Source organism: Clostridioides sp. ES-S-0108-01 (genome assembly GCF_020662285.1).
Lineage (GTDB): Bacteria > Bacillota > Clostridia > Peptostreptococcales > Peptostreptococcaceae > Clostridioides.
Window position 1 is genome coordinate 47,336 of record NZ_JADGMN010000018.1, and the last position, 22,296, is coordinate 69,631.

General features: G+C 29.4%; 19 protein-coding genes, 1 pseudogene and 1 other annotated feature. Of the genes and pseudogenes, 8 read left to right on the plus strand and 12 right to left on the minus strand.

What is annotated here, in order from left to right; translation table 11 throughout:
- The first annotated feature begins 88 nt into the window (after window positions 1-88).
- Window positions 89-1,123 carry an AraC family transcriptional regulator gene (locus IR152_RS15165; protein ID WP_227452767.1) on the plus strand — a complete coding sequence of 345 codons (1,035 nt, stop codon included), beginning with the start codon at window positions 89-91 and terminating at the stop codon, window positions 1,121-1,123.
- A gap of 532 nt (window positions 1,124-1,655) precedes the next feature.
- Here IR152_RS15165 and IR152_RS15170 read toward each other — a convergent pair.
- Window positions 1,656-3,116, minus strand: a complete 1,461-nt coding sequence (locus IR152_RS15170) for an NADP-dependent glyceraldehyde-3-phosphate dehydrogenase (RefSeq protein WP_227452768.1) — start codon at window positions 3,114-3,116, stop codon at window positions 1,656-1,658.
- A gap of 568 nt (window positions 3,117-3,684) precedes the next feature.
- On the opposite strand from IR152_RS15170, the gene IR152_RS15175 reads away from it, so the two are divergent.
- Entirely contained in the window at window positions 3,685-4,254 is a 570-nt protein-coding gene (locus IR152_RS15175) for a hydrolase (protein ID WP_227452769.1), read from the plus strand.
- A 347-nt stretch (window positions 4,255-4,601) separates the two neighbouring features.
- On the opposite strand, the gene IR152_RS15180 is transcribed toward IR152_RS15175, so the two are convergent.
- Window positions 4,602-5,942: an ATP-binding protein gene (locus IR152_RS15180; protein WP_227452770.1), complete on the minus strand. Its 1,341-nt coding sequence runs from the start codon at window positions 5,940-5,942 to the stop codon at window positions 4,602-4,604.
- A 484-nt stretch (window positions 5,943-6,426) separates the two neighbouring features.
- Between IR152_RS15180 and IR152_RS15185 the strand changes: the two genes are divergently transcribed.
- From IR152_RS15185 to IR152_RS15210, 6 genes are all read left to right on the plus strand, one after another.
- Complete coding sequence (locus IR152_RS15185; RefSeq protein ID WP_227452771.1) at window positions 6,427-6,903, plus strand: PTS glucose transporter subunit IIA; 477 nt, start codon at window positions 6,427-6,429, stop codon at window positions 6,901-6,903.
- Window positions 6,904-6,926: 23 nt separating this feature from the next.
- Window positions 6,927-7,757, plus strand: coding sequence for a PRD domain-containing protein (locus IR152_RS15190; protein ID WP_227452772.1), 831 nt, complete (start codon window positions 6,927-6,929; stop codon window positions 7,755-7,757).
- A 100-nt stretch (window positions 7,758-7,857) separates the two neighbouring features.
- Window positions 7,858-8,640, plus strand: a complete 783-nt coding sequence (locus tag IR152_RS15195) for a carbohydrate deacetylase (protein WP_227452773.1) — start codon at window positions 7,858-7,860, stop codon at window positions 8,638-8,640.
- Window positions 8,619-10,079, plus strand: coding sequence for a PTS transporter subunit EIIC (locus tag IR152_RS15200; protein WP_227452774.1), 1,461 nt, complete (start codon window positions 8,619-8,621; stop codon window positions 10,077-10,079). The genes IR152_RS15195 and IR152_RS15200 overlap by 22 nt, the downstream gene beginning before the upstream one ends.
- A gap of 21 nt (window positions 10,080-10,100) precedes the next feature.
- Window positions 10,101-11,435: a 6-phospho-alpha-glucosidase gene (locus IR152_RS15205; RefSeq protein ID WP_227452775.1), complete on the plus strand. Its 1,335-nt coding sequence runs from the start codon at window positions 10,101-10,103 to the stop codon at window positions 11,433-11,435.
- A 173-nt stretch (window positions 11,436-11,608) separates the two neighbouring features.
- Window positions 11,609-12,538: an AEC family transporter gene (locus tag IR152_RS15210; protein ID WP_227452776.1), complete on the plus strand. Its 930-nt coding sequence runs from the start codon at window positions 11,609-11,611 to the stop codon at window positions 12,536-12,538.
- Between the two features lie 244 nt (window positions 12,539-12,782).
- Here the strand turns inward: IR152_RS15210 and IR152_RS20510 are convergent, their stop codons facing one another.
- The 10 genes and pseudogenes from IR152_RS20510 to IR152_RS15260 form a co-directional block, all read right to left on the minus strand.
- Window positions 12,783-13,052: a hypothetical protein gene (locus IR152_RS20510; RefSeq protein WP_413927511.1), complete on the minus strand. Its 270-nt coding sequence runs from the start codon at window positions 13,050-13,052 to the stop codon at window positions 12,783-12,785.
- Window positions 13,053-13,220: 168 nt separating this feature from the next.
- Window positions 13,221-13,439, minus strand: a complete 219-nt coding sequence (locus IR152_RS15220; RefSeq protein ID WP_227452778.1) for a TetR/AcrR family transcriptional regulator — start codon at window positions 13,437-13,439, stop codon at window positions 13,221-13,223.
- Window positions 13,405-13,891 (minus strand): annotated as a pseudogene (locus IR152_RS15225) (conjugal transfer protein); the annotation flags it as partial. The pseudogene IR152_RS15225 and the gene IR152_RS15220, both read right to left, overlap by 35 nt.
- A 381-nt stretch (window positions 13,892-14,272) precedes the next feature.
- The gene (gene thrS, locus IR152_RS15230) at window positions 14,273-16,192 is read right to left on the minus strand and encodes a threonine--tRNA ligase (protein ID WP_227452779.1); all 1,920 of its coding nucleotides are present in this window, start codon (window positions 16,190-16,192) and stop codon (window positions 14,273-14,275) included.
- Window positions 16,193-16,254: 62 nt separating this feature from the next.
- Window positions 16,255-16,493: a binding site (T-box leader), on the minus strand.
- 417 nt (window positions 16,494-16,910) lie between these two features.
- Window positions 16,911-17,513 carry a DUF445 domain-containing protein gene (locus IR152_RS15235; protein ID WP_227452780.1) on the minus strand — a complete coding sequence of 201 codons (603 nt, stop codon included), beginning with the start codon at window positions 17,511-17,513 and terminating at the stop codon, window positions 16,911-16,913.
- Window positions 17,514-17,678: 165 nt separating this feature from the next.
- Complete coding sequence (locus tag IR152_RS15240) at window positions 17,679-18,497, minus strand: putative sporulation protein YtxC (RefSeq protein WP_227452781.1); 819 nt, start codon at window positions 18,495-18,497, stop codon at window positions 17,679-17,681.
- A 2-nt stretch (window positions 18,498-18,499) separates the two neighbouring features.
- Entirely contained in the window at window positions 18,500-19,261 is a 762-nt protein-coding gene (locus IR152_RS15245; RefSeq protein ID WP_227452782.1) for a DUF6873 family GME fold protein, read from the minus strand.
- Window positions 19,262-19,422: 161 nt separating this feature from the next.
- Window positions 19,423-19,821, minus strand: a complete 399-nt coding sequence (locus IR152_RS15250) for a coiled-coil domain-containing protein (protein WP_227452783.1) — start codon at window positions 19,819-19,821, stop codon at window positions 19,423-19,425.
- Between the two features lie 67 nt (window positions 19,822-19,888).
- On the minus strand, window positions 19,889-21,001 hold the full coding sequence (locus IR152_RS15255) for a BMP family ABC transporter substrate-binding protein (protein WP_227452784.1): 1,113 nt from the start codon (window positions 20,999-21,001) through the stop codon (window positions 19,889-19,891).
- Between the two features lie 124 nt (window positions 21,002-21,125).
- Window positions 21,126-22,130, minus strand: coding sequence for a BMP family ABC transporter substrate-binding protein (locus tag IR152_RS15260; protein WP_227452785.1), 1,005 nt, complete (start codon window positions 22,128-22,130; stop codon window positions 21,126-21,128).
- Window positions 22,131-22,296: the final 166 nt, after the last annotated feature.

A 22,296-nucleotide genomic window follows, 5' to 3' on the forward strand; every position in this document is an offset into this window, starting at 1 on the left:
TGTATTTTATTTCATACTATGATAAAATAAAATCTCAATACTTAACTTATTTACTATCCAAACTTAACCTTTATGAAAGGGGTTTCTTATGAATAAAAATCAATTAATTAATTTTCTAACATCTTTATCTGAAAAAGAAACTTACTATAAAAAAAATCCAAACCATATTTCTTCTTTTTACGATAAATTAGAAAAAAGAAATATAAAAACATTTGGAGAAGTTTATTCATTTTCCTTTGATGCAGAAAAGGAAAAACAAGATAACAATAAAGATATAACTAATCTTTCTCAAAGTGTTCAATTTCAAATTAGTCGTCAAACACGATTTTCAAATGTACCTTTGCATGTTCACGATTTTGTAGAAATGAATATTATGTACTCAGGAGAAGCTACAGCATTAATTTTAGGAAAAGAAATTAAATTTAAAAAAGGAAACGTATGTATTTTAGATACAAATGTTCCTCACACTATAAAACCTTTAGGTGAACAAGATATACTAATAAACTTAATAATACAAAAAAAATATTTTGATACAACTATGCTTAGTCGTTTATCAAATAACGGTATTATCTCTAATTTTTTATTAGATGCAATCTCTAATACACAAAAACATGATAAGTACATCATTTTCGATTGTCAAAATAGTAATCTACTTTTAAATTTAGTGGAAAACTTACTTTGTGAATACTATAATCCTTCATTTTGTATAAAAGATACTATAGATTCTTATATGATTTTAATTTTTATAGAATTACTTAAAAGCCACCAAGAAAATGAAACTTCTTCATATAAATCTTCTAATAAAATATATATCGGTGAAATTCTTCAATTCATAGAAAAAAATTATAGTAATTGTACTTTAGAATCTGTATCAAAGGAATTTTTATTCCATCCTAATTACCTTAGTAGATACATTAAACAAGGTACTGGGCTTACGTTTAAAGAAATAATTCAAAAGCAGAGATTAAATAAAGCTTGTTCTTTATTAAAAAATAGCGATTTGACCATAAATGAAATTTGTGAGTGTATAGGATACAAAAATGAGACCTTTTTCTATAAAAAATTTAAGGAACATTTTAATTCTACTCCTAAGGAATATCGTGATTCTAATTTAAGTAATTAATAACTAATACATATTTAAATTATATTAGCTTCTTTCCAAACTAAAAATGATAAATACTATAATAACTCCATCACATACTAATATCCATCTAATTCATTATAAAATTCTACTATAGGAAATATGATTCCATTAGATGGAGTTATAATATCAGGAGAAGCTATGGTTAATTAAGCATCACTTACAGGTAAGTCTCTTGCTATCAACAAGAAGACTTATATAAAAAACTTCATTCATATATATTTATTTATAAAGTAGTATTCATCTATATTTATTCATAAAGTAGTATTTATTTTCTTAATATTCAATATATTATATACAAGTAGTCAATAAAATACCTTATAGCGTAAGCATGTATCAACTTACTCTATAAGGCAAAATATAATAATCCACTCTCTTACCAATCAGATACCAAATTTAGATAAAAGAAATTATTTTTTAAAATAAATGGGTCATTTTTATCTATTTTTCTAGTTATATTTCTAGCTATTTTCATATATTTATTTTCATCTATTTTTCTATACTTTAGTTATTCTTATATCTCTCTAACATTTACCACTACTGCCTTAGGTCTAGTCATAGCCTCAATTGAATACTTAACACCTTGAGTTCCCATACCAGATGCCTTTACACCTAAAAATGGGAAGTGGTCTGGTCCTCTTTCAGTCTTATTATTTATTTGAACAGTACCAACCTCAAGCTTATCAGCAATATAAAACGCCCTATCAATATCACTTGTAAATACTGACGATTGAAGACCATACTCTGACTGATTAGCAATTTCAATTGCTTGATTTATATCTTTAACTCTTATAATTGGAAGTACTGGACCAAATGGTTCCTCCCAAGCAATCTTCATATCAACATTTACATTATCCAATAATGTTGGATAGAATAAATTATTTTTTCTAACATTACCTGTTATTAATTTTGCTCCCTTATGTAGTGCATCATCAACTAGACCTTGAACAAAATCAGTTGCTTTATTATCTATAAGAGGCGTGATAACTACTTCCTCCATTGGATTTCCAATTGTTAACTTCTCTACTAATGGCTTTATTTTTTCTACTAATTTATCAGCTACACTCTCTTGTACTAGAATTCTCTTTACTGCTGTACATCTTTGCCCAGAATACGAATAAGCTCCAGACACTATATTTTTAGCTGCAAAATCTAAGTCTGCATCTTCTAATACTATAGCCGCATCTTTTCCACCAAGCTCCAATAATAATGGTACCATTCTAGATATTTTAGATATATGCTGACCAACTTCAGTACTACCAGTAAAGTTGATAAAATTAATTCCTTTATGTGTTACAACATAATCCCCTATCTCACTACCCCTACCTGTAATAGTATTAAGTACTCCATCTGGTATCCCAGCTTTTCTCATAATTTCTACTACATGAAGTGCACTAATAGCCCCTTGTGTGGCGGGTTTTAATACGACTGCATTTCCACCAATAAGTGCTGGTGCAATCTTTGACATTGATAAATTTACAGGATAATTAAAAGGAGATATAGCTAAAACAGTACCTAATGGAACCCTTGAAACATAAGACATCTTATTTCTTGTTCCTCCAGGGAAATTATCGCCACTAATAGCTTCACCTTCCATATTTTTTCCTACATCAGCTGTGTATCTTAAAAAATCTGCCGTTCTTTCAACTTCTGCCCTTGCAGATTTTATGTCTTTGGCTATTTCAAGTACTAGTATATTAGCTATTTCATCCATATTTTCTAACAGCAAATCAGCAGCCTTATGAAATATATTAGCTCTCTTATATACAGGCATTTCAGCCCATACCCTTATACTCTCTTTTGTATTTTTTATAGCCTCATCTACTTCATGTTTTGTCATAGATTGTACTTTCCCAACAAGAGAATTATCTATTGGTGAGTAAATTTCTATTGGTTTTCTTGAATTAGATTCTACCCATTTTCCATTTATTAAATTTTTATATACATTTTCTTTTGTTCTAAGTTCATTAAACATATTTTTATTCCTCTCTATGATATAACTTTGTGTATTTAAATTATAGCCATTTATTCGTTATGTAAACATTTCTTTTTTCCATAAACGTTTACCTAGAAAAATTTTTTTAAGTTAACGTTTTTTCTACATTCTTCTATTTAATAACATACTCACTTGAAACTTATATATAAATCAAACTTCAATACAAGTCTCATAATGTAAATCACTTGGCAAATTTATAAATGGACAATTTCATATATACAGCAATTATTATAAATATTTTGATAATCTTAGATAGGTAGGTGTATATATGGTAAACTTTTCGATTTATTATCGGATAGAGTGTACATTATTATAATAGGAGTTGGATTTATTGCGTTACTTATATCATTTGCATCAAAGATAACATTGAAGAACGAAAAACTTTAGATATAAAAAATGCAGACATAAAAACTTAATTTTCATTAATTTCTGAATTTGGATACAAAATTGTGTATTAATATGTTGACGTATTGAAAATTGATTGGTATAATCAATGGAAAATAAGCTTTATAAAAATTCAAAATATTCAGCTATAGGAGTGATAAAAATGAGTTACATGCCAACTTTAGAACAAGCATGGGAAATATTAAGAAAATACAATAAGGAAGAATTTCATATAAAACATGCTCAAATTGTATCTGGAGTTATGAGATACTATGCAAAGGAGTACGACCCTGAAAGAGTAGAATTTTGGGAAATCGTTGGACTTCTACATGATTTAGATTTTGAAATGTATCCTGATGAACATTGTGTTAAACAAAGAGAATTAATGACAGAACTTGATTTAGATAAATCAATAATTGATTCTACAATAAGTCATGGATATGGATTAACTGGTTCAGATGTTAAGCCAGAGCAATTTATGGAGAAAGTATTGTTTGCTGTAGATGAACTTACTGGTTTAATTGGTGCAGCTGCAATAATGCGTCCTTCAAAGAGTGTTTCTGATTTAGAATTAAAATCTGTTAAGAAGAAATTTAAAGATAAATCATTTGCTGCTGGCTGTTCTCGAGACGTTATAAGAAGTGGTGCAGAAATGCTTGGATGGGAACTTGATAAACTTATCCAAACAACTATAGAAGCTATGAGAAGCTTAATCCCAGAAATGGCGATATAGCCCCTCATACATATACCATAGAAACATATACCATAGAAGTTACATCTTTAAGAGCATTTCTCCTTTTGATGCAACTTCTTTTTATATTTTACATTGCCTAAAAATCCTAATATTCTAAATTTATTATATACAATTTATAACATATACAACAAATAATATGTATAACTTATAACAGACATAAATTCTCTGTATAACTCATAACAAACATAAGTCCTCTGTATAACTTATAACAGACATAAATTCTCTGTATAACTCATAACAGGCATAAACTCTTTGACAGTAAAAATTTCTTATATGTAATAAATAATTTCAATATATACACGTCATTACAAGATTAATTATATACATTAGATTACATGATTGACTACTTTCTTCACATTTCTAAGTGGTATAGCAATTTTAACTACAAATTTTTTATCATCATATTCAATTACGACATTACCACCATACTTATTTACAGAGTTTTTTATACTTTTGATTCCAAATCCATGAACAGAACCTTTTTTATCTGTTAGAATATCTCCGTTTTTGGTAATAATCTGATTTACCTTAGTATTTTCCACTCTTATTAAATAAAAGTTTTGAATAACATCACCTTTAACACAAATCACTCTATTCCCATCATCTATTTTATTGCAAGCTTCAATTGCATTATCTAAAATATTTGAAAATATATGACATACATCTATTAATTCAATAGCTTCACAACAACTAAAGTTTATTCTTACTTTTAGTTCTATTTTATTCTTATCACAGATTTCTTTCTTTTCACTTAATATAGTATCTAGTATGAAATTACCAGTACTAAATAATAAGTCATTACTCTGAATTTCTACTTGTAAGTTATTTAAATATGAGGTAACATCAATACCTTTTTTAACCATAGCACTTATGCACAATATGTGATTTTTCATATCATGACTTAATAATCTAGTCTTTAAATATTTACTTTCCATATCTTCATAATACTCATTTTCACATTTCAAAATATTTTTAATCATATTGTTTTCTACCACTAAAGTATTATATTGCTGTAATTTCTTAGCAATCAAAATTAAAATGATGCTTGATATAAGCAGTATAATAGAAATTGCAACTAATTTACAATTATGTATTATGCTACCAGACTCTGGATTAAACATGTATTTGAAAATGATAAAAAAAGATGATATATTAGCAACTATTGGAATAGCTATATACGATAATGTCTTTTTATTTATTTCTATATTTAATTTTATCTTTAATGTTTTATATAAAAATAAAGCCAAAATCAAAAGTATCTTTCCCGATACAATAGACTCAATTCTGTATATATCTCCTGTCGCCATCTTACTCATGTCATCTATAGAATTAAGCCAGACTGTGAAAGATATACTTAAAGCATCTGTAGCAATTAATAACATCCAATAGATTAAAGATATCAATATAGACTTCGCAAACCTCACATCATAGGAGGTTTTGTAAAATACAACAGTAATTATCCCAGATATAATTACTCTTATATTTGGAGATACATCAAAAAAATAAATTATATTAGCAAAAATAATAATACCTACCATATAAAAATTTATTTTTCTATTAGAAACCTTTTGCTCACTTGTATAATCTAGCATTTTCTTACAAAAAAACCATTCTATCATAAAGGATATCATAATGAAAATATTCCAAAATAAGCTTGACTTTATCATAATACTTTCTCCTAACGTATTACTAAATTATTTTTTTATTTTATGTATAATTTAATTATATACGACTCTACACGTGTAGTAAATAGATTGTCAAAATTATTCCAAATAAGTCCATATTTCTTTTCTTTTTTAATTATATCACTAAATTTGCTAAATTGAATTAAACTTTTTATTGATTTTTAGTTTAAATATGAGACATAGTGGAAACCTCCTTGAATAAAGAATAAAAAACAGACATCAGTCACGAAATAATCATGCAATAATGAAAGAGTAAATTCTATTTGTCACCCTTTAGAATGGAATTTAAGTTTTCATTTCAGGTTAGATACAAAAATTAAAAAATAGTATTGACAGAATGTAAACGCTTTGTTATGATATGAGTGTAAAAAATTTGTGACTATTAAATTAGGCAAAGTACTGAAGAGTGATATTAATATATCGTTCCATGTACTTTGCTTATTTTTTATATAAGGAGGGATAAAACATGTTCGGCTTTTTGAAAAAAAACAAGAGTTTCATTTATGCACCTGTATCAGGATCTATATTGGACTTAACCGAAGTAAAAGATGAAGTTTTCTCAAGTGGTATGATGGGAAATGGAATAGCAATCATACCATCAGAAAAGGTATTTAAAGCTCCAGCAGATGGGGTTGTCACACTAATTCACGAAAGTAAACATGCGTTTGGGATGAAACTGGACAATGGTGTTGAGATTCTTGTTCACATTGGATTAAATACAGTGAATTTTAAAGGAGAAGGCTTTAAAACGCTGGTAAATATCGGAGATCATGTCAAGAAAAGAACTCCTATCGTTGAAGTAGATTTAGATTTCTTTAAAGAAATGAACGTGACATTAGAAACGCCAATGATCTTATTAAATGAAGCAGAACAGCCTTGTGACATCCTCTTGAAATCAGGTAATTGTCAATCTGGTGAAACTGAATTAATTAAGGTAAATTGAATGGATATAAAGGGGTAGTTCAAATGAAAATTCTTAAGGTGTATAACAATAATATAGTTCGCTGTATTAACAATAAAGGAGAAGAATATATCCTTACTGGTCCTGGCGTTGGATTTAAAAAACATTCAGGCGATTATGTTGATGATACTAAAGTAGAACAAAGATTCTTCGCAGAAACGAAAACAAAGGCAAAGATAGAACGATTGTTAGAACGTATAGAACCACAATACTTTGAATTAAGCGAGTATATATTACAAGAGGCTAAAAAGAGATTAAATATCAGCTTAAATTTAAGTTTGATTATTCCGTTTACAGATCATTTAGTCGCAGCTATTGATCGGGCAAAAAGTGGAATTTCATTACCTAATTTATCACTTATGGAAATAAAAACGATTTGGAAAAAAGAATTTGAATTTAGTTTATGGATAATATCTTATATCGAAGAGAAAATGCATATCAATATGTCAATTGATGAAGCTGGATATATCGCTGTCTATTTTGTGAATGATACCGGAGAGCCTAGAGCAAATAAATCAATGGAAATCGTTCAAATAGTAACTGATATCGTAAATATTATTGAAAAATGTTTCCGAATCCGTCTAGATAAAACATCTTCAAGTTATATCAGACTGGTTACTCATCTTCGATTCTTTATTGGACGTATTATAGGATCAGAAGTTAGTAGAGATGACGATAACGAAGTGTTATACCAATACCTTTTAGAAAGAAACCCAAATTTAAAAACATGCATCAATTATATCAGTCAGTATATAAAAAATGAACTTAATTATGATGTAACAAAATCAGAACTTGTATATCTGATGATACATTTAACACAAATATTAGGAAAATAGGAGTGTGACTATTCGATTAGGCAGGCCTGAAATGTAAATCAAAGTGTGATTTATATTTTGGGCCTTTTATATATAAAATTAATATGAGGAGGATAAGCCTATGAAAAAATTAATTAATAATGCAGATGACTTTGGTTATTCTAATGCGGTAAACTATGGCATCGTGGATAGCTATCAAAAAGGAGTATTAACTTCTACAACATTAATGGCAGGAATGCCAGGCTTTGATCACGCAGTCATGCTTGCCAAACAAAATCCTGGTTTTGGAATCGGTGTTCACTTAACATTAACATGTGGGAGACCTTTACTTACTACACACAAGACACTTGTTGATGAAAAAAGAGATTTTAAAAATCTTAGTTTCTATAAAGAAGAAAATACATTTGTAGATGAGGATGAAGTATATGCCGAATGGAAAGCACAAATAGAGAAAGTATATGCAGCGGGGATTGAACCAACTCATCTAGATGCTCATCATCATACACACATCTTTAAGAATAATCCTGAGATTGTCATTAGATTATCGAAAGAGTATGGATTACCAGTTCGTAATTCCTTCAATGACGTTTCCATATTACGTAGTGAAGGAATTAAATGTAATGATGTATTGATCGATCCTTGGATTAATATCGAAGGAAAGATTGATGCATACGAAGATAAAGCAAGTGCTTTGGTTAAGGAAATTATACAGTTGATTAAACAGGCAAAGACTGAAAGTGATGTTATTGAAGTTATGTGGCATACAGCTTATTTGGACTATAAAATTATTACTCAGTCAAACTTTGCCTACCCTAGGCTAATAGAATCTGATGCGATTCTTAATGAAGAATTGATGAAGTACTTAAATGAAAACTTTCAATTATGTACTTATCAAGATATATAGAAAAGGAGAGAAAGAATATGTTTAACAAAGTTTTAAAGCAATTATCGAAGCTTGGAAAAGCGATGTTGATTCCAATTGCTGCTACTCCAGTTGCTGGTTTGCTTGCTCGTTTAAGTGCTGCAGATATGTTGAATATGCCAGTACTAGAGACTGCTGGATGGGTAGTATTTGGTATGATGGATGTGCTTTTTGCAATCGGTGCTGTTATAGCATATGCAAAAGCTAAAGACAGATCAATACCGATTATTGGTGCAATTATCTCATTATCAGTATTTAAAGCTGTTTTGGTCTATATGAACGAAGCAGTCAATATGGGAGTATTTGCTGGTATTTTAGTTGGTGTTATGACAGCCATTGTATTTAATTATAGTAAAGAGTGGAAAACTCCGGCGATGTTCTCGTTCTTTACTGGGGAGAAGTTTGTAGTTACATTAGCACCACTTGTAGCTATTCCTTTGGCTATTTTGTTCAGTTTTCTTTGGGTGCCTTGCCAAGCAGGTTTAAATAATTTTGGTATTTGGATTGCTGGTGCTGGTGCATTAGGGGTATTTGTCTTCGGATTGACAAATCGTCTGTTAATACCAATTGGATTACATCATGTAGTTAACACCTATATCTATTACGAATTAGGAAGTTTTACTACCGCAAGTGGAGAAATTGTAAAAGGAGAAATCCCAAGATTCTTAGCAGGAGATCCTACAGCAGGTTTGTTCTTAGCAATGTTCTTTATTCCAATGATGTTTGGACTTCCTGGTGCATGTTTAGCAATGTATAAAACTGCAAAAGAAAAGAATAAAGAGAAAACGAAGTCATTAATGAGTTCTGCATCATTGACAACCTTTGTTGCAGGTATCACAGAACCAATTGAATTCTCATTTATGTTTGTTGCACCTAGACTTTATGCATTTCATGCATTATTAACTGGTACTGCTGGGGCAATATTATATTTACTTAATGTTCACTTTGGTATGTCAGTTAATTTCTGTGTCATTGACTATATTTTGAACTTTAAGTTAAGTACAAATGGTTGGATGATTGTTCCAATTGGTATCGTCTTCTTCTTTATTTATTACTTTGGATTTAAGATTATGATTGAAAAATGGGATTTAAAAACTCCAGGAAGAGAAGAAGAATTAAAATTTGATGAGAATGAAGTATCTACTGAGGAAATTAATATTAAATTAGAGCATACAAATTATCAGTACATGGCCAAGAAAATATTACAAAACATTGGTGGTAAAGATAATGTAGAAGAAGTAGAAAACTGTGTTACAAGATTACGTCTTGAATTAAAAGATGGTTCTTTGGTAAATGAAGAAAATATTAAGAAAACAGGAGCCAAAGGAGTTGTAAGATTTGGAGAAACATCAATTCAGATTATTATTGGAACAGAAGTAAATAAAGTAGCAAGAGAATTTAAAGAAATGTTAGAAAACTAGTATAAAAGGAGGACTACGAACATGGGTAATAAATTTGTAATTATTGGAGCAGGATCAACACACACACCAGGTATTTTAGCAGCACTTGCAAACAAGTCAGAAGAATTGAATATGACAGAATTGTGTTTGCATGATATTGAACACGATCGTGTATATCATATGGGAGAATTTAATAAAATTTATATGAAAGAACATCGTCCAGAAATCAAGACAAGCTGGACAACAGATTTGAAAGAAGCATTAATAGGCGCAAATTATGTATTTATACAAATTCGTCCAGGCAGAAACGAGCAACGTTCTATCGATGAACATACATGCTACAAGCATGGATTAATTGGTCAGGAAACATGTGGATTAGGAGGATTTTCATTCGCACTTCGTACCATTCCAGCTATTCTGGAAATTGTAAAAACAGCAGTTGAAGTATGTCCAGATGCATGGTTGTTAAATTACTCTAATCCAGAAGCCATGGTATCTGAAGCAGTTTATCGTACATATCCACAAGCAAAAATGCTATGTATTTGTGACATGCCAATTTCTCAGCAGGAACAAGTAGCTGCATATCTTGGATATGATGAAAAAGATTTAACATTCAAATATTTTGGATTAAATCACTTTGGTTGGTATACAAACATCTACAATAAAAAGGGTGAAGATTTACTTCCTAAACTTAGAGAAGAAGTACTATCAGGTAAAGTTACTGGGCTAAGTGCAGATAAAGATGAAGGAAAACTTGATGAATATTGGTATAAAACATTTAATAATGTTATCAAAGGATTCAAAGCATATCCTGACTTCTTACCACTATGTTATTTACAGTATTACTATTTCCATGATGAAATGTTAGAAATGTTTGATCACGATGTTACACGAGCAGATACAGTTTTAGCAGGACGTGAAATAACTGTTTATGAAGAATGTCGCAGAGTTATTGAGAAACAAACAACAAAGGACTCTTATTTAGTATCAGGTGTCCATGGAAATTATATTGTTGATCTAGCAAGCTCTATTATCAATGATAAGCGAGAAAGATTCATGGTAAATGTGATGAATAGAGGAGCAATTGGAAACTTTAATCATGATGCAGTAGTTGAAGTACCATGTTATGTAGGAGCATCAGGTGTAGAGCCTACTTCAGTAGGATATATTCCACAGTTCCATAAATCATTGATGGAAGCTCAAAAAGGTTATGAGAAGTTAGCAGTGGAAGCTTGTCTGGAAGGTTCATATGAAAAAGCATTACAGGCTATCCTTTTAAATAAGACTGTACCTTCTTATCGTGTTGGTAAAGCTATTCTGGATGACTTTTTGGAATTAAATAAAGATTATTGGAATCCAAAATTCTACGAAAAATAAAAATGACAAAATGAAGTATTTTCGGTAAATAAGTCGATAAACAGAAAGAGAAGAATACGCCTGATTTCAAATGATAAAGGCGTATTCTTTTGTTTCACATCAAAATTAAGATATTAAGCATATGATTAAAACTATTTAGCGGTTTATAAAAAGTAATCTGAAAGGAGATTCATATGAGTGCATTATCAACATTATTTCCGGTGTTTTTTATCATGGCACTTGGTTTTATATCACGTAAGAAAAGATGGATTACACCAGAACAGAAAGATGGAGCGAATGCTATTGTTTTTAAAATATTATTCCCAATATTAGTTTTTCAACTAATCAGTACAGCAGAAATTGAACTTCAGCATTTAAAAATGATTGTATACGTGTTTATCGTTTTTACGTTAGCATTGGTGGTAGGAAAACTATTCAGCAATATTGTTGGTAAGCAATATGCTCATTTTTCGCCATATTTATTAACTGTGTGTGAAGGAGGAAATGTAGCATTACCACTTTATTTGTCTATTGTAGGAGCGTCCAGTAATACGGTTATCTTTGATATTGCGGGAACAATTGTAGGCTTTATTGTATTTCCAATATTAGTTTCTAAAGTAACTGCCAACTCCTCAACTTTTTTTGATATATTAAAAAGAGTTCTGAATAACTCTTTTGTTATAGCTGTGATACTGGGAATGGTTTTAAATATTACAGGAATCTATCATATGGCTATGATGTCTCAATTTAAAGATTTGATAAATAATACGCTAAGCCAAGCGACAATGCCAATTATTACTATGATTTTATTTATTTTAGGTTATAATTTCACAATCGATCGTCAGATACTTCGACCATTATTAAAACTAATGGGAATAAAAATCTTTTATTATACATTGGTTATATTAGGCTTTTTTGTCTTATTCCCTAAACATATGGTAGATAAAACATTTATGATAGCACCAATGATTTATTTTATGTCACCAACTGGTTTTGGTTTACTGCCGGTCATTGAACCATTGTATAAGAGTGAAGATGATGCTTCATTTACAAGTGCATTTGTTTCTATTTTTATGATTGTTACATTGCTTGTTTATACCTGTATTGTTATCTTTATTTCATAAAGAATACACAAAAAGCATAATAAATACATAATATCTTTCGGATTTTTTTTAATGTGAATCACAAAATGATAAAATCATGAAGGCAAGAATAGAGGGATTGTATGATAAATTTTATGTAGAAGGTCATTGCGAAAATCCTTTCATTACACTAATATTACAATTTTCCTTTTCTTGTGTTGCTATAAATCACACAAAGTCTTTTCTCCTGAAATGAATGATGAGCATTTTAGAAGGAAGGACTTTTTTATATGTGTTTTTCCTTCAAAAAACTAATCATAGCCTTTGCCAATATTTGAAACATTTCAATAATATTCATTGAATTGTTGTTCTCCTCAGCTTCGCTAGTTGCAACATTTTGAGCAATTCCATCTATAAAGCTACTGATAAACATGACAAGTGAATGGATGGGAATACGCGGTAGAAATATGCCTTTCTCGATATTCTTTAAAGTGTAGTCTACAATTCTGTTTTGTGCATATGCTAGACTTTTCTTAAAGTTTAATTTAGGGTGCACTGTAGCTCTCTTTTCAATATCAAAGGAATAAAAAACTATCAATTCAAAGCATGTTTTGCCACCAACGGATTTTAATAATTCATCAATATACTTTCCTATTGAAAGAATACACTCAAAGAGAATTTCCTTTTCTGTAAGGTCAGAGCTTAACAACGTGTTAATGTTCTGCTATAACAAATCATAGGTTGTGTTTTTATTGATGTAATCAATAAAGATTTCATCTAAACTTGCATAGTAATGATAGATAATTCCTTGACTAAAACCAGCTTCCTTAATAATATCTCGCATAGTTACAGAATATAGTGGTTTCTCTCTTAAAATCTTACCAATACATTCAAGTATATAATTTCTCTTATCTCTTAGATATTTCTCTGTTACTTTCGGCATAAACAATCCTACAGTTTCTATCTTTATGTAATGTCAAATTATACTGTGATACTTGTGTTGCTTTTGTCTGATTATCAAGAAACTTCACAGCTACTTTGACTTTCACATTCTCGCCGTCTACTGAAAAGACAGGGTTTAACAGCTCTGAAAACAGATAATCTCCGTGGTTCATAGGTAACAGAAAAAGTACTCTCCCCAGACTGTGCCACATCCCAGACAAGCACATCTTTAACTGTGGAGCTGGTCGGTATATCCGTTCTTATGGTATCAAGGTTCAAGTCCTGTAATTCCTTTGTCAGATACCCGTTAATAGCCAGTGTTCTTGCTTCAATGCTTTCTTCGCTGTTGTTCCATGTGTAGTAGGACTTCGCAAAGTTCTTTACAAAATTTTCAATCCCGTTTGTGTCATTGAGCCGTAGCTCTATGATTTCTTTTTCATGGGTGGTATACTGCATGAACGGCAGTTGTCGGCAAGGCAGTAACCACGGTTGTAAGGGTAAGCACACCTGTAAGCAATCGCTTTAATGTCTTTTTCATGTGATATACCTTGATGGGTGAAGTTTATATTTATTTAAGTACTACAAGCAAAAATTTAACTATAGCAAAAAAAATCAATAAATAAAATGATTCTTATAATAAAAACACTTCTATTGTAGATTTATTATTTATTAATAAATCTATAATACAAAAAACGAGAAGTACAGTGTCATAAAAATATGACTAACTGTACCTCTAATTATACTCACCTTTTCATAAATTTAATCACTATATATCAACATATCGACTAAATTTATCTTATATACTAATATCTCAGTTGCTAATATCTTAATATATTAATCTTGAATAATACTTTCTCTTGATACAATTTCTTTTGAAATACTAGCTATAAATTCATCCAATTTAATGCTACCTATTTCACCTTTATCTCTTGACCTAACAGAAACATTATTATCAGCTACTTCTTTTTCACCTACTATTAACATGTATGGCACTTTTTCAAGCTGAGCTTCTCTTATCTTAAATCCAATTTTTTCAGCTCTATCGTCCAATTCAACTCTTATACCCTTGTCAAATAACTCTTTCTTAACTTCATTTGCATAATCCATAAACTTATCAGATATAGGAAGTATCTTAACTTGAGTTGGAGATAACCAAACTGGGAATTTACCAGCATAATGCTCTATTAATATACCTATAAATCTTTCTATACTACCAAAAGCAACTCTATGAATCATAACTGGTCTATGTTTTTCACCATCTTGTCCAATATAAGTATTATCAAATTGTCTTGGAAGTTGCATATCTAATTGGATAGTACCACATTGCCAAGTTCTTCCTAAACAGTCTTTTAGATGGAAGTCTATCTTAGGTCCATAGAATGCCCCATCACCCTCATTTATAGTGTATGGTAGACCTAACTCTTCTAAAGCTTCTCTCAATCCATTTTCTGCTGCTTCCCACTCTTCATCGCTTCCCATAGAATTCTCTGGTCTTGTAGATAATTCTAGGTTATATTCAAATCCAAAAGTTTTGTAGATACCATCTATTAGATTAGCTACTCCTTTTATTTCATCCTTAATTTGCTCTGGCAACATGAATATATGTGAATCGTCTTGAGTAAATGCTCTAACCCTCATTAAGCCTTGTAATGCACCAGATAACTCATGTCTATGAACTCTACCAAGCTCTGCAACTCTCATTGGGAAATCTCTATATGAATGTAGTTGAGAATTATAGTAAATTAATCCACCAGGACAGTTCATAGGTTTTATCGCATAATCTTCATCATCTATTTTAACTGTATACATATTTTCTTTGTAATGGTACCAGTGACCTGAAGTCTCCCATAATTTTCTATTTAATATAATTGGAGATTCTATTTCAATATATCCAGCTTTTCTGTGTATTTCTCTCCAGAATTTTAATAATTCATTTTTAAGTTCCATACCTTTTGGCAAAAACATAGGAAATCCTGGACCTTCTTCAGGTATCATAAATAATCCTAACTCTTTACCTAATTTTCTATGGTCTCTCTTTTTAGCTTCTTCTAGTAAATGTAAGTACTCTTCTAAGTCTTTGTTTTTCTCAAAAGAAGTTCCATAGATTCTTTGAAGCATCTTGTTTTTTTCGTCACCACGCCAGTATGCACCTGCTACACTTTGTAATTTAACAGCTTTAACTTTTTTAGTAGATGGTAAGTGTGGTCCTCTACATAAATCAGTAAAATCACCTTGCTTGTAGAAAGATATTATTTCACTTTCAGGTAAATCAGATATAAGTTCTACCTTATAGTCTTCTCCTTGTCCTTTCATAAGCTCTAAAGCTTCATTTCTAGGAAGTTCAAATCTTTCTATTTTTAAATCTTCTTTAGCTATTTTTTTCATTTCAGCTTCTATTTTTTCTAAGTCTTCTGGAACTAATCTATGGTCTAAATCTATATCATAGTAGAATCCATTTTCTATACTTGGTCCTATAGCAAGTTTTGCTTCTGGATAAAGTCTCTTTATAGCTTGAGCTAATATATGTGCTGATGTATGTCTAAAAACTTCCTTACCTTCTTTATCTTCAAACTTAAATAAATTTAAGTCACAATCAGTATCTATAATGTGGTCCAGACCTACAACCTCTCCGTTCACAGACGCTGCTACCACATTTCTAGCTAATCCTTCACTAATGGATTTGGCTACATCCATAACAGAAATAGCATTTTCAAATTCTTTTATTGAGCCATCTTTTAAAGCAACTTTAATCATTGTTTTTCCTCCTTATTGAAATAATTTTTAGATTTTTTGTAATAAAAAATCGCCCCAAACATGTTTGGGACGATATTAATTCGCGGTTCCACCCAAGTTGGCGTATACAAGTATATACAACCCTCTTGATGACTATAAGGTCGTCACCCGAGCACTTTCACATATAGTATAAATACACATACTGCTAATAAACTCAGCTCCAAGGTAGTTTTCAAATAGACCTATTACATGGGCTTTCAGCCATAGACCCAAATTCTCTGAGAATGGTTTCTACTCTACTCTTCCTCTTCAACACTATGATTTTTAATATATTTTCATTATAACAGATAGTTATACATCAATCAACATTAATGTAATATAATAATTACCCTTTATTTTTCACCCTAATCAGCTATAAACCAATATTTCTATATTTTTATATTAAATTAATCTTTTGATTTACAGTAATATTATAATATTTTCATCAATTTTAAATTTTTAAAAAGTATCTACATGCATGATAGATATGACTAGATAAATACTAAAACTAATTTTTATTAAAACTAATTTCTAATTTTTGTACACTTTTTAGATTTTGTATACTTAAATACAATCAATACTTAATATGGTTAATACTTAATACAGTCAATACTTAAATGCAATTAATAAGTAATACAGTTAATACTTAAATGCATTCAATAAGTGCCATATACTTAAATAAATGCTAATTGTCATATATTTAAATAAATATAGTAATCGCTCCTTGAGCTATACCTATTAAAAATCCTAATACAAGCCCTAAAATCTCTATATGCTTTAATTCTTTTTTAGCTATTCTTATTATTATCTCTTCCAATTCGTATAAATCTAGTTTATTAATCTTATCTTCGACCATTTTTTTTATATCTATACGCTCATTTGCTTTATTTATTATATTTTTACTCAATTCATCTATACTTTGCTTAACTTCAGACTCAATTATCTCTCCTAAATACTCTTGTATCATGCTTTTTATACCACTAGGTATAAATGAAACTTTCTCATGTATTATAATTTTTATCCTTGCTTTTATGTATCTTACAACTTCTTCCTTATCTTCGTCAGTAATGATATTTGCAAGTATTTCATCCATAGAAAGAAATTCTTCTTGAATTATTTCTCCTACATTTGCTGCTATTTCTTCTCTTCTCTTTGGTATAAGACCTATTATTTCTATATTTAAAATAGGTATTTTAATAGGCTCTATTGGTCTAAATATCAGCCTTATCGCTACTACATTCGTAACATAACCTATAAATCCTCCAATAACAGCTAATATCAGTATCCTAATTAAATTATCCATTATAAAATTACTCCTTATCAATTGTATATTTGTCAGCTATATTACATTAATCAAGTAGATATTCTTTATATTTAATAGCTCCAGCTATACTATAGCTTTATATACAATTATAAGTCTTTTATGTCGATTTAAAAAGAATTTTTTTAGTTTTTATATCCCTAGATTTTAATTTTCCATAATTATACTAACTTTATTTTCAAAAATTGCTTCTACAGTATCTATAATTTCCTTTGAGCAATTATTATTTAATAAATCCAATATTTCTATTCTTTTAGGACATAAAGTTAATAAGGTACTTATTAAAAAGTCCTCATAGTTTAAATTTTCTCTTATTACCATATTTATGATTTCTTCATCATCTATGCTATCTATTTTATTTCCATTTTTATCGTATAAAACAAATGTATTATCTTCCATTATATGAACTTTAAGTAAATCAATCTTTTCTTCTTGGGTATCTATAAAGTATTTTAAAACTCTTATAAACTCATCTTGGTCTTTCTTTATTAAATACTCCTCAACTGCAATATCACCTATAGCAGAAATATATTTCATAAATTCTCTCATTCTAAATCTAATAAAACCTTCTACATTTATAAAATCATTTTCCTCTATATAATTTCTCACCCTCGTAAACACTGTTTCTCTCATAAAAATCTCTTTTTTAGCAAATATGTTCAGTGAATATATGTATATATTATTTTTATCTTCAGGATATGTACGCCCATAGCATTTTAGAATGTATTCTTTTAAAAGTTTCTCTTTCATTATACTTATTATCATACTAGTTATTTCTGTTGATATCTCATCAATATTTAAAGCTCTTTGTTCAGCTTTAGTACCATTAAGTATTTTTTTATTTAATACTTCTTGCTTTGTAGAATCTATCACTACTTCTACAATGTCATTCGTATATATTAATCTATCGTTTACATTATTATTCCTCAAAAATTTCATAGAAGAAATATTATCCTTCTCAACCAAAGTTATCGCTCCTTTCTTGTCATGAGAGGAACTATAGAACCTATATCTAGTAAATTTTCACGGCTAAGTGTAACTATCTCCTTGCTTTTGCTTTCTACAAAACTTTTTATACGTTCATAGTCAGGATGTTTTTTAACATCTCCACAAAAAGCTAGTTTATCCTTAGAAATTAACCCTGTACATCCACCTATAAATCCATAATTCATCTCAAATAAATTTATATGACCTTTTTCTATTAATAAACACTCTATTTCTGTATTCTTCATACTTTTCCAAATACCTTTATCTGATGTTATTATAGATGTTCTATCTACTATACAGATTGAGCATTTAGAATAGCCCTGCTCTATATTTATCTTTTTAAGTTTATTATTTTCAATATAATCTAATATTACTTTGTCAGTGTACTTAAAGTTGTGTATAGCATAGTCACCAACTATAGCAATATTGTAAGGTATATCATAAGGGTATCTATTTAATAAATTAGCTTCTCCCTTAATTATATTAAATTTATATCTACTTAATAACTCTTTGTATTGATTATATACATTCGGCGCAACAATTATATCTCCTTTTCCTAAATTACAAATACATATATCTGGGTGATATTTTATGCTTTCATATAATTCTTTACATTCTATTGTTTTTATTATCTCTATATTTCTTAATTTTAATTCATTTTCCATTAGATAACTAATTCTTTTGTCCACCAAAGCTAGACACAAATCGTCATCTACTATAAATGGCTCTCTTGTAAATTCCATATTTTACTCCTTTTTCTTTTTTTTGATAAATTTTTTATCTAAATATAAATAAAGTGTGTAGTAGATTTTATCTACTTACACACTTATTACCAGACTTTTATGTAATTAATCTATACTTGGTCAGTATATTTTCATATCTTACTTACAATAATTTTAATCTATCATCTAATTGATTTTAATTTTGCTATGTCATTCCAATTACTTGCTGTTACCATTTCAATTTTATTTAAATCTTTTCTTATTTCTTGTGTATCTGATTTAACTGACACAACATGTTTTTCTGTGTATTCTAATTCTATCTTTGTATCTTTTAAGTCTTTTTTAATTTCTAATATATCATTTTCCATCTTATCTAGTCTAGATTCCACTTCATCTAGTCTAGATTCCATCTTATCTAGTCTAGATTCCATCTTATCTAGTCTAGATTCCATCTTATCTAGTCTAGATTCCATTTTATCTAGTCTAGATTCCACTCCATCTAGTCTATTTTCTATGTTGTCAAATCTGTCGTTAATACTGGCTTGCATTTTAACCAGAAATTGCAAAATTTTATCTTCCATATGCATCAACTCCTCTACATATAATTATAACATTTCATACAAATATTATACACAAATACATTAATAATTAATATGTATCTTTCACCTTGTTATACTCTTTTTTTACATACTCAAGGACATCTGGTGGTATGTTTCTACTGCTCTTTGGAGTCAAGCCAAGTTCTCCATTTTTTAGTTTAAACTCCATTACCTTACTTCCCTTAAAACCATCCTTTATAACATTTTTTATCAACTCATAAACAGGCTGTTCTACATTTTTTATAATTGAACTTATTACATTATCTGGTGCCATATCGTATTGGTCTTTATTAATAGCTATAACTTTACCACCATTTTCTCTTGCCACTTGAATAGCTCTTTTACTATCATCTTCTGTAGCTGAAAATACAACATCTCTATCAGAATCTCTCATTTCTTTTGCAATAGTTCTAGCCGATTCAGGATTTTCAAATAGATTTGAATACTTAACTAATAACTCGGCATCTTTATTTGAGGTTTTAAGACCTTTTCTAAATCCAGATTCATACTTATCTCTACTAGAACCCTCGATTCCTCCTATAAAACCTACCTTACCAGTATCAGTCATTTTACCTGCAATAAGACCTGCTAAATATCCAGTAGCATTATCTTGAAATGATACTGAAATTACATTAGCTGGTTGAATTTTATAAGCATAATCAACTATTCCAAATTGCTGTTTTGGATATTTAGTAGCAGCTTCCTTAATTGGCTCTGCAAACCTAGACCCAACTGCTATTATTAAATCTGGCTCATACTTATATAGTTTTTCTATACTTTCTTTAAAATTCTTAGAAGTCTTTGGTTTTTCAAGTTTTACCCTAACATCAAAATCTTCGTCAGCTCTTTTTAAAGCTGATAATACATCATTATTATACGATTCGTTATTTAAGTTTTCAGTATCTAATAATACTCCTACGGTTTTTCTTACATATGAATCTTCTTCTACCTCATCTTCTTCATCCTTACTTTTACTATTTGATTTATCTTTGCCTGATGAAGCTAGTATGCTTTTAGAATCACTCTGTTTAGACTTAGCACTATTTATATTAGAATTATTTTCATTTACTTTATCAAACCCAAAATCAAAATTACATATAGCTAATATAAAAATTGTAAATACTACAACAAAGCAAGCCATCAATATCCTTTTTATTTTCACAAAATCCACTCCCTGATTTGGATAGGTCTAACCTACCTCTACATATAACTTTCTCTATATGTCTACTATCTTAGCCAATTCACCTCATGACTAAAGTTATGGTACTCTTGGCTATTATAATAGATTATTTATTGTTCTTATTAACATATTCTAACACATCTGGAGGAATATTTTGAGAGCTATTTTGGGCAAGTCCAGTATTTCCAGACTCAACTGTATTTTCTATAACTTTTCCCCCCTTATAATTTCCTTTCACAAAACTTTGTATCAAATTATAAGTAGGATTCTCAAAATCCTTTACAATAGAACTTATAACATTTTCTGGAGCTAACTCATGCTGGTCTTTATTTGTGGCTATAACCTTTTTATTTTTTGCTCTGACTGCATCTATTACAGATTTTGAATCGTCTTCAGTAGTAGAAAAAATAATGTCCACTCCATTATCCATCATCTTTTTAGCTATAGATTCTACTGATTTACTATCCTTAAAAATATCTGCATACTCAACTGAGATATCATTTATACTACTATTAGAAAATTTAACACCCTCTTTAAAACCTGCTTCAAATTTATCCCTACTAGACCCCTTTGTTCCACCTATAAAACCAACCTTATTACTTTCAGTCATCTTTCCAGCTATTAGTCCAACTAGATATCCAGATTTATTATCTTCATAAGAAATTGAAGTTATATTGGAAGGTTGCTCGTTGTACTCATAGTCTAAAATTGCAAATTGTTGCTTTGGATATTTCTTAGCTATCTTCTCCAGTGGTTTTGCAAATCTAGCTCCTACAGCTATAATTAAATCGTAATCGTCATTACATAAAATATCTATACTATTAGAAAAAGTTGATGAATCATCTGATTCCACTTTGTTTGTATCTATATTAAATTCCTTTTGGGCATTGTTTAATGCTAATAAAGCTGAATTATTCATAGCTTCATTGTTTGTTCCCTCAATATCTAGTATCATAGATACAGATTTTTTTGAATTATTTTTGTCGCTTATATCATTTTTATTATCTTTGTTAGAACTAGGATTATTAATTGAATTATTGCCACATCCAACCAACATTCCAGCTGTCATTGTTACAGTTAATATCAATATCAACATTCTTTTAAAACACATTAAATTTCACTCCTCATACATTTACGATATTTTTATATTCTATTTACTTTTACATCCTATTTACTTTTACATCCTATTTACTTTTACATCCTATTTACTTTTACATCCTATTTACTTTTACATCCTATTTACTTTTACATCCTATTTACTTTTACATCCTATTTAC